Raw genomic sequence first — 8,695 nt, 5'->3', positions numbered from 1 at the left:
TCGGCCGCCATGGCGACGCAAGTGCGGGGCCAGACCGGCGCCGTGGCGGATGTCGGCGTCACGGTGGCCATGGTGCGCAAGAAAATCGGCATCGATCCGGTGGTCGGCTGGCTGGTGTGCATCCAGGGGCCGGAAAAAGGCCGCGATTACCGGGTTCGCAGCGAGCGTAACGGTATCGGCCGCGGCGCGGACATGGCCATTTGCATCAATGGCGACGAAGCCATATCCCGCGAAAACCATGCCTATATCAGTTTCAATCCGCGCAAGGGCAGCTTTAGAATTGCGCCCGGCGACGGCCGCGGCATGACCTATTTGAACGGCGAGGAAGTAGATGTCCCCATGCCTCTGCAGGCCTACGACCGTATTGAGTTGGGCCAGACGCTCCTGTTATTCGTGCCGTTATGCGGGGAAAAATTTAGCTGGGAAAACGGGGAGGAATAAAACATGCGTTATTTTGCCGCGTTATTGCTGGGGATTATGTGCGGATTCGTTCAGGCCCGGGAAGTGGACGATTTGCGCTTGATTCAGGCCCATGTCCATTTACCGGCCTTGCAGCTTTGGTTAAATATGCCGGCCGATACGGAAATTCAGCGGGAGCAATTCAATGTCAGCGTAGGGCGGCATCCAGCCAAGGTCTTGGCCATCGACCCTTTTGAAAAGACCGGGGAAGGGGTTGGGTATATTTTTTTGGTGGATATTTCCAAATCGCTGAAAAGCCGGCAACTGGTGCAAATTAAACGCTCCCTGTTCCGCTGGCTGGAGGGTATGGGGCCGCACGATCAAGCCGCCTTGATTACTTTTGGCCGCGAGGTGACCCATAGTCAGGTATTTACCGCCGACCGTTTCAAGCTGAACAATGCAATTAACTTGTTGGCGGCGACGGACATGGAAACCAGTCTATATCGCGGCTTGCTGGAGGCGATCAATTTAGGCCGCGCTCGAGAACCCGGTTTACCCAGCCGTCGAGCGATCGTGGTGTTGAGCGATGGGATGGACGATAGCCTGGACGGCGTGTCGGTGGATGAAGTGTTTAAACAGAGTCGCGAATATCGGGTACCGGTTTATAGCATCGGTTTTGCGGTCCCTCCCCTCAATGACGGAAGGCGGGAGGGCCTGAAAATGTTGGGCATGTTGTCCCGCCAATCGGGCGGCTATTTCGTGCAGGCCGATCCCGAGCAACTGGATAGCGCTTACGAAAAACAGCATCAATCGATCGCCCGGGCCTACCGGTTACGTCTCGACTGCACGGCCTGCGTGGCCGACGGGCAACTGCACCATATCGACTTAACCTGGAGCGACGGGCAAAGCACTTTGAACGACGGTTTCGATATACGCTTATTGCCTCAGCCAGCCGCGGCCGACCCGCCGCGCCAGCCTCGCTCCGAAAATGAAAATGAATCGGGATGGCCCATATTGATCTTTGCGGTGGCCGTATTGGCGTTTTTGCTTGGGCTGGCGCTGATTTACCGGCAACGTCTGGCTCAACCGAAACTAGCTGCCGAACAGACGACGGTTCCGCCTGCCGCTTCCACGATCGCAAAATCCGCCGCAGGTCTGGCGGTCACATTGACAGTGGTGGCGGGGGTACGGAAAGGCCGGCGTTATCGATTGAATGTTGCCGAACGCGCCACGCTGGGCCGGGCCGGTAATTGCGATTTGGTCCTGGACGACGATGTCGAAATTTCGAATCGGCACGCCCTGTTGCAATTTATGAACGGCAAGTTGAGCGCCCGCGATCTGAATTCTACCAATGGGACTCTGGTCAACGGCGTGCCCATTCACAACGATTACCCCTTGCGCGGCGGCGATTTATTACTGCTGGGCCGCACCGAGCTGCGGGTCGAATTTTGATGATGGAGGTCATTCCCGGTAACGCCAGCCATATCGGGCAGCGTCAGCAGCAACAGGATGCTTTCGCTTTTTCGGATTTTGCCGATGCGGAGTTTGTTGCTCATGGCGGTTATTTGGCCGTGGTCGCCGATGGGATCGGCGGTTTGCAAAATGGCGCGCAGGCCGCCAATATTGCCGTCGCGGAATTGGTAAACCGCTATCTGGCCAAGTCCAATGTCCATTCGGTGGACCATGCCCTGGATCAAGCCCTGGATATGGCGAATCAGGCGGTTTTGGATGCCGGGCATTGGTATGACAGTTTTCGCGAAATGGGTACTACGCTGGTGGCGGCGGTGATCTATCAAGATCATCTGTACTGGCGGGCGGTCGGCGACAGTCATTTGTATTTATGCCGGGACGGGCGTTTAAGCCAGCTGAATGCGGACCATAATTTTGCCAGGCAGCTGCAGGAGCAAGTCAACGAGGGCTTGATCAGCCAAGACCAAGCCGACAATCATCCGCATCGTCAGGCGCTGGAATATTACCTTGGCTTGCCTTATCTGCCGGAAGTCGAGCGCAATTTAAATCCCTTGGCGCTGCGGGCCGACGACAGGGTGTTGCTCTGCTCCGACGGTATCGATGGGGTATTGTCGGCGGATGAAATCGTCGCTTGTTTGGCGGAAATGCCCATGCGGGCCGCGCAATGCTTATGCGATACCGCCTTGCAAAAACAGCAGGCAGGCCAGGACAATCTGACGGCGGTGGTATTGGGCTACCAAGTGCGGGATGCGCGCGCCGGCCAAAAATCGAGCGGTAAGGCGAAAAACCCCTGGTTCATTTTCAGTTACCTAGGTTTTTTGCTGGGATCGGTTTATCGGGCATATTGGTTTTCCGGGTTCGGGCATCCTTAACAGCGCAACGATGGGGATTTACGCGAGCATGTCATGCATTACCGGGTTTGCGATGTCGGTTTTTGCCGCTGGCGAGACTCGGCTCCGTCATGACTGAGCATGGCCTGGCCGGCAATTCATGTCTTAATGGCATCGTATGCTCGATCAAAAAGGTTGCGCTGATATTCGCGGCCTTTACGGTTGGTTGGTTTTTACTAACGCAATTTTTATTATCCGGGCTGGTAGCCGACCCGGTCCGGTGGCAATGGTTAACTATTGCCAAGGATATTGGCTTTGTCGTGCTGGGAGCCGGTTTGTGCGTTGGGTTATTCCGGCGGCATTTAAAGAATCACATCGAAAACATCGCGGAGCTGGAGCAAAGCGAGGAGAGCCTGCTCCGCGTTTTGGCCGGCAGCCATTTGGGTTTCTGGGATTGGAATTTGTCGACGGGCGAAGTCAAGAGGAATGCCATTTGGGCGGAAATGTTGGGTTATGACTTGGATGACATAGCGTTCACTACCCGGCAATGGAGCGATTTCGTGCATCCGGACGACAAAGAGGCTGCCTGGGAATCGATTCGCGCCGTTTTAGACGGAAGGACGGCGGAGCACCAAATGATTTACCGCATGAAAACCCGAGACGGCGAGTACAAATGGATACTGGATTGTGCCCGGGTCATGCGGCGGGATGAACGCGGCAAGCCCTTGCGCATGACCGGTACCCATAGCGATGTCAGTAAATTGAAATTGACGGAAGAGGCTTTAAAACTCAGCGAGGAGCGCTTCAGGCGTATTTTTGAAACCACGGGAGTGGGCATATCCCAAGTGGGGCTGGATGGGCGCTTTTTGCTGGTCAACGATACGTTTTGCCATATAACCGGCTACAGCCGGGAAGAATTGCTGAACGAAAAGAAAAACTTTCAGGCCATCACTTTCCCGGACGATTTGCAAAATAATGTTCAGGTGCTGGATAGGCTTTGCCAAGGCGATATTAATCGCCGCGATCTGGAAAAACGCTATATCCGCAAGAACGGCACTATCGCCTGGGTGAAGTTATCCATCGCCCTGCTCAGGGATGCGGCCGGACAGCCCGCGAGTTTAATCAGCGCCGTGCAGGACATTACCCGTTTTAAAAGTCTGCAACAGGAATTGGAGTTGCGGGCGCATATCGATTATTTGACCGGAATTCCCAACCGACGTTACTTCATGGAACTGGCCGAACATGAACTGGCTAGGGCGCAACGTTACGGTAACGAGGTCGCCATTTTCATGCTGGATGTCGACTTTTTTAAGCAGGTCAATGACGAGCACGGCCATAAAGCCGGCGATAAAGTCTTGCGGGAAATCGCCCACATCATGCGGAGTGTGCTGCGGGAAGTGGATGTGCTGGGGCGGATAGGCGGCGAGGAGTTCGCCATTGTCTTGCCGCAAACCGGCCGGCAAATGGCCGCGGAAGTCGCCGAGCGTTTACGCGAGCAGGTGGCCGGCGGTAAAATGATGCTGGATAGCGGGGTCATGTTAAACGTGACGCTATCGATAGGCGTGGCGATGATGACACCGCTACGGGGCGATTTGGATTCGCTGATGGGCCAAGCGGATAAAGGCTTATATGAAGCCAAAGCCGGTGGGCGGAACAAAGTAGTGTTTAACGGTTAACGCCAACGCCAATGCGTCCCCGGCTTGCTCGTTTAAACCAGGATTCGAAAGAGCAACATACGGCTAAATTCGATTTTGCGGCTGAGGCTGGCCGCGGCCTTTAAAACTTATAGCCAAGGTTGAATTGCACGTTGTGAGTAAATAGATTATTGCCGGTTTTGTTATACACATACTGGCCCATGTAACCTAAGTCGGCGCTCAGCTGCGGGGTGATTTGATAACTGAATCCTCCCAAGGCGCGGTTCTCGCTGAAGCCGCCGCGGCCGAAGCTGTTGCTGTTGAGATAACCCAGCATTTCTTCGCCGGCGTATACCCTGAGGTCGCCATCGATAAATAGCAGCGGATAACTGGCCTGGAACAATTGCCGCAAACGCACGCCGACATCGCCGCTGTCCAATCTGATACGTTGTTCCAGCCGGGTGCGGGCCGTAAACTGTAAATCGGCAAACTTAGAATGCCATAAAAAATCCTGATAAGGCCGACTTTCCTGATAAGCCGGCTTATCCAGCGGGTGAATCCAGTCATGTACATAGCCGATCCAGACGCCGGTATTTTTAGTTACGTCATAGCCCAGTTGGGCAAACAACAGATTTTCCGAAAAACGGTTACCGCCGGGATTATCGTCCCGGGTTCTGGCCTGATTCATAATCTGCCAGTGAAAATTCTTTAGAACCGGAGATGCTTCATGCAGGCTTCCCGACAAGGTTAACGAACTCCAGGTGCCGCCGACATCGTTGGTTATCGCCATGCCGACAGGGGCATGCGCGGCAGCGGCCAGCGGCAAATATTTCAAAAATTTAATGAATGTTGTACGCATTTAGCACCTTTGGTTGGCGTAATTGGCCTAATGACTGTTTATCGAATTCCAAGATCCCTACAGGGATGAACTGGATATAGCCAAAAATATGCCATGCCGTTTGAAGCCTGGTTCGGCGTGGCATTCAGCTTGTGCGACTGGAGCTTGCGGTGCTTTTGCACCGTAAAAAGGGGTTGAAAAAAACCGGATTGATCCGCCGTTGCCGGCAAAACGCATGGCATAATTTGCCTGCTTGTTAAGCCGCCGCGAATGACGATCGATCGCTGCCGGCTAAACAAGTCACGGTGATTTTTTTTAAACTTGACGAGGAAACCATGCGTCCATTTTTAGTATCAAGTATTGCGGTTATTGCGTTCTCGCTTGCCAACCTAGGCTATGCGGCCAGTGGTCCGGCCGCTATTCCGGAAAAAGTCGTCCGCAATATTTTGAAGCGGCATCCCGCGGCCCAGGAACTGCAAGCCAGCCAGGAAATCCATTTTGGCCAGACATTGTTGGAGGTCAGCTACAAAGACGAGGCCGGGCAATCAATAATGGAGTTATTCACCTCCCGCGGCCACTTATATACCAACGAGCTGCGGATTGAAGACTTCAATGAAATTTACCCGCAAGTCGTCGCCGAATTGAAGAAAGAATTTCCGCAGCACGAACTAAAGAGGGCCGAGCTGGTCGGTAACCCCAACGGCGTCGGTGAAGAGTACGACGTTTATCTGCATGCGGCGGGCGCGGACTGGAAAGTGTTGATTACCGGCGACGGCAAAGTCTTGGATAAACAACCGCTGTCGCCTTGAGATAGCTATTGAATCGAGTTCGACTCATTTGGAGTTAATTACATGAATACACAGGAATCAGTACAACTTAACCAATTTTTGCAGCAATTGGTCGAGGTGAAACTTTACGAAAAAGACAACGACGCGGAAAGGCTAATTCGGGATGCCGTTGCCCGTCAGCCGGATGCGGCCTATCTGCTGGTGCAACGCTGCCTACTGCAAAATCAGGCCTTGCAAGCGGCGCAAACGCAAATTGCCGATTTGCAAACTCAGCTGCTGCAAAAAAGCAGCGCTTCCGCCGGTAACGGCTTTTTGAACAACGATCCTTGGGCTAATCCGGCCAAACCGGCGGCGGGCGTACCCGGCGCGGACAGTTACCGCGTGCCGCAGGCGCCCAATTCGCCCGCGCAGGATTTTGCCCGGCCAGCGGTGCCTGCGTCCGGGGCTGGGTTTGGTTCCGGCTTTTTGGGCAATATCGCCACCACGGCCGCGGGCGTAGTGGCCGGTTCGTTTTTGTTTCAGGGCATCGAAAACTTGATGGGGCATCATCAAACCGCTACCGGCGGGGGGCAGCAGGCTTTTGACAATCAGCCGCCGGAACAGACCGTGATCAATAATTATTATGGCGATAACGACGATCGGCCGGCCGACAATAGCGACAGTAACGCTTATCTAGCCGGCGATGACGGCGGCGACTATTTCGATGATGGCGATTCCGATTGGGTATGAGGCCAAGCCGTTCGGCGCGGCCGTAACGGATGGCCTTGCATCGATGGTTTGCGGGCTCGGGCCGATGCCGATTCATTGCAAACGGCGTTAATCGCGGGAGTATAATCGCCCTAATCCAATCTTTTTAAGCCTCAGCATGAACACCACCCTGATTCAAATGACCGTATTGATGTTGTGCGGGGCCGGTTGGCGGTTGTTTCCCTTGCCGGGCTTGTCGGCGGACCAAACCCGGCTGGTTTTGACCAGCGTGGTGTATTACTTCTTTTTGCCCGCCATGGTGCTGGACGTATTGTGGAAAGCCGATATCGGCTGGCAATCCTTGAAATACAGCGCCTTGGGCTGCTCTACCATTCTGTTGGGGATTGTGTGCAGCTGGTCGGTCACCCGGCTGTTCAAATTCAAAAATCCGCAGACCGGCGCGGTGATTCTGGCCGCTGCTTACCCGAATGTCACCTATCTGGGCTTGCCCGTGCTGGAACAAACCTTCGGCCCGTGGGCGCGTTCCGTGGTGATTCAGCTGGACTTGTTCGCCGCCGCGCCGATGGTGTTTACCACCGGGATTGCCCTGGCCCGCTATTACGGGGGCAATGCAGACGAAAAGCCCAAGTCCTTATTCGGTTTTTTTAACGCGCCACCGTTTTGGGCGGCTGCCCTGGCGGTGGTGTTAAATCTGAATCATATCGACGCGCCGGTTTGGCTGGCCGGTTTGCTGCAAAAGCTTTCGGCGGCGGTGGCGCCGCTGATGATTTTTTCCTTGGGACTGGCCTTGAGCTGGCGGGCGATCCGGTTGCGGAATTTGCCTTACCTGTTGCCGGTTATCCTGCTCAAATTGCTGCTATTGCCTTGGGCGGCCATGCATATCGCCGATGCCGTGCAGTTGCGCGAGCAGTTTAAAGCCGCCGCCGTACTGGATCTGGCCATGCCCAGCATGGTGTTGGGGGTGGTGTTGTGCGACCGCTACCGCCTGGACAGCGCTTTGTACGCCACCGCAGTGACGCTGACGACCGCGCTCAGTCTGCTGAGTTTGCCGTTTTGGTTTAGAGTGTTATGACAGCGATTGCGGAAATTTTTTCCCAAGGCGAGGAAGTGGTTTGCGGCCAGATTGTGGACAGTAACGCAGCCTGGCTGTCGCAACAGCTAAACGAATTGGGCTTTACAGTGAAGCGCCATACGGCGGTGGGCGACAGGCTGGCTGATTTGGCCGGTTTGATCGAGGAGATTGCCGGCCGCGCCGATTGCTGTATTTGCACCGGCGGCCTGGGCCCGACCAGCGACGATTTAACCGCCGAAGCCGTCGCTATCGCCAGCGGCGAGACCTTAAAATTGGATGAAGTGGCCCTGCGGCATATCGAGGCCTATTTCGAGAATCGGCTGCGGCCGATGCCGGCCATCAACCGCAAACAAGCTTATTTTCCGGCCGGTGCCTTGCGCATTGATAACCCGACCGGCACCGCGCCCGGTTTTGCGCTACGGATTCAGCGCTGCTGGTTCGTGTTTTTACCCGGCGTACCGTCGGAAATGAAAGCCATGTTCGCCGCAGTGCGCGAACAGTTGTTGTCTCGATTTACCCTGCGGCCCGCTCGCTTGGTGACTTTGCGCAGCATCGGTATCGGCGAGTCGGCAATTCAGCAATGCCTGGAAAGTTTGGTATTTCCGGACGGTGTACGGCTGGGCTTTCGGGCCGCGGTGGATGAAGTGCAAACCAAGCTGCTGTTTCCGTCCGGTTTTCCGCAAAGCGAATTGCAGATCTGCGTACAGCAGGCGGCCGGCCTGATAGGCGATTATGTATTTGCCGTCGATGGCCTGGAAGACAGGCAAGGCGGCGATTTACTGGCGGTGATCGATCGCGGCATGAGCGTAAAAAACTATAGCTTGGCGGTCATGGAAACCGCTAGCGGCGGTTTGCTGGCGGCCAAATGCCGGGGGCGGGATTGGCTGGCGGCGGTATCGATCGCCAAGGATGCCGTCGGCGCGGCGCGGCAACTGGCTGTCGAACCGGATAGCGCG

At 55.2% G+C, this 8,695-nt stretch carries 9 protein-coding genes; 8 read left to right on the top strand and 1 reads right to left on the bottom strand.

The features are described from left to right. From NP596_RS18155 to NP596_RS18140, 4 genes are all read left to right on the top strand, one after another. Positions 1–441 (top strand): FHA domain-containing protein (locus NP596_RS18155; RefSeq protein WP_256616815.1); only part of this gene is annotated, 441 nt, incomplete at its 5' end. 3 nt (positions 442–444) lie between these two features. Further along, positions 445–1,851, top strand: a complete 1,407-nt coding sequence (locus NP596_RS18150; protein ID WP_256616814.1) for an FHA domain-containing protein — start codon at positions 445–447, stop codon at positions 1,849–1,851. Beyond that, positions 1,851–2,741, top strand: coding sequence for a PP2C family protein-serine/threonine phosphatase (locus tag NP596_RS18145; RefSeq protein WP_256616813.1), 891 nt, complete (start codon positions 1,851–1,853; stop codon positions 2,739–2,741). The genes NP596_RS18150 and NP596_RS18145 overlap by 1 nt, the downstream gene beginning before the upstream one ends. An 89-nt stretch (positions 2,742–2,830) precedes the next feature. Continuing rightward, complete coding sequence (locus NP596_RS18140; RefSeq protein WP_256616812.1) at positions 2,831–4,375, top strand: GGDEF domain-containing protein; 1,545 nt, start codon at positions 2,831–2,833, stop codon at positions 4,373–4,375. A 100-nt stretch (positions 4,376–4,475) separates the two neighbouring features. On the opposite strand, the gene NP596_RS18135 is transcribed toward NP596_RS18140, so the two are convergent. Beyond that, positions 4,476–5,192 (bottom strand): DUF2490 domain-containing protein, encoded by a 717-nt coding sequence (locus NP596_RS18135; RefSeq protein WP_256616811.1) that lies wholly within the window; start codon positions 5,190–5,192, stop codon positions 4,476–4,478. A 314-nt stretch (positions 5,193–5,506) separates the two neighbouring features. Here NP596_RS18135 and NP596_RS18130 point away from each other — a divergent pair, with 314 nt between their 5' ends. The 4 genes from NP596_RS18130 to NP596_RS18115 all read left to right on the top strand — a co-directional run. After that, positions 5,507–5,980, top strand: coding sequence for a hypothetical protein (locus NP596_RS18130; RefSeq protein WP_256616810.1), 474 nt, complete (start codon positions 5,507–5,509; stop codon positions 5,978–5,980). 42 nt (positions 5,981–6,022) lie between these two features. Then, positions 6,023–6,688 (top strand): DUF2076 domain-containing protein, encoded by a 666-nt coding sequence (locus tag NP596_RS18125; protein ID WP_256616809.1) that lies wholly within the window; start codon positions 6,023–6,025, stop codon positions 6,686–6,688. Positions 6,689–6,824: 136 nt separating this feature from the next. Next, positions 6,825–7,739: an AEC family transporter gene (locus NP596_RS18120; RefSeq protein ID WP_256616808.1), complete on the top strand. Its 915-nt coding sequence runs from the start codon at positions 6,825–6,827 to the stop codon at positions 7,737–7,739. After that, the coding region (locus NP596_RS18115) for a competence/damage-inducible protein A (protein WP_256616807.1) at positions 7,736–8,695 on the top strand (960 nt) is incomplete at its 3' end. The genes NP596_RS18120 and NP596_RS18115, both read left to right, overlap by 4 nt.

Source organism: Methylomonas rivi (assembly GCF_024505165.1).
GTDB classification, from domain to species: Bacteria; Pseudomonadota; Gammaproteobacteria; order Methylococcales; family Methylomonadaceae; genus Methylomonas; species Methylomonas rivi.
Note: the sequence above shows the minus strand (reverse complement) of the source record. Positions and strands in the feature narration are given on the sequence as shown.

Excerpts from the sequence above, each read along its gene's own strand:
- NP596_RS18125 (WP_256616809.1), top strand. The coding sequence starts at position 6,023 with ATGAATACACAGGAATCAGTACAACTTAACCAATTTTTGCAGCAATTG.
- NP596_RS18150 (WP_256616814.1), top strand. The coding sequence starts at position 445 with ATGCGTTATTTTGCCGCGTTATTGCTGGGGATTATGTGCGGATTCGTT.
- NP596_RS18120 (WP_256616808.1), top strand. The coding sequence starts at position 6,825 with ATGAACACCACCCTGATTCAAATGACCGTATTGATGTTGTGCGGGGCC.
- NP596_RS18140 (WP_256616812.1), top strand. The coding sequence starts at position 2,831 with ATGACTGAGCATGGCCTGGCCGGCAATTCATGTCTTAATGGCATCGTA.
- NP596_RS18130 (WP_256616810.1), top strand. The coding sequence starts at position 5,507 with ATGCGTCCATTTTTAGTATCAAGTATTGCGGTTATTGCGTTCTCGCTT.
- NP596_RS18135 (WP_256616811.1), bottom strand. The coding sequence starts at position 5,192 with ATGCGTACAACATTCATTAAATTTTTGAAATATTTGCCGCTGGCCGCT.
- NP596_RS18145 (WP_256616813.1), top strand. The coding sequence starts at position 1,851 with ATGATGGAGGTCATTCCCGGTAACGCCAGCCATATCGGGCAGCGTCAG.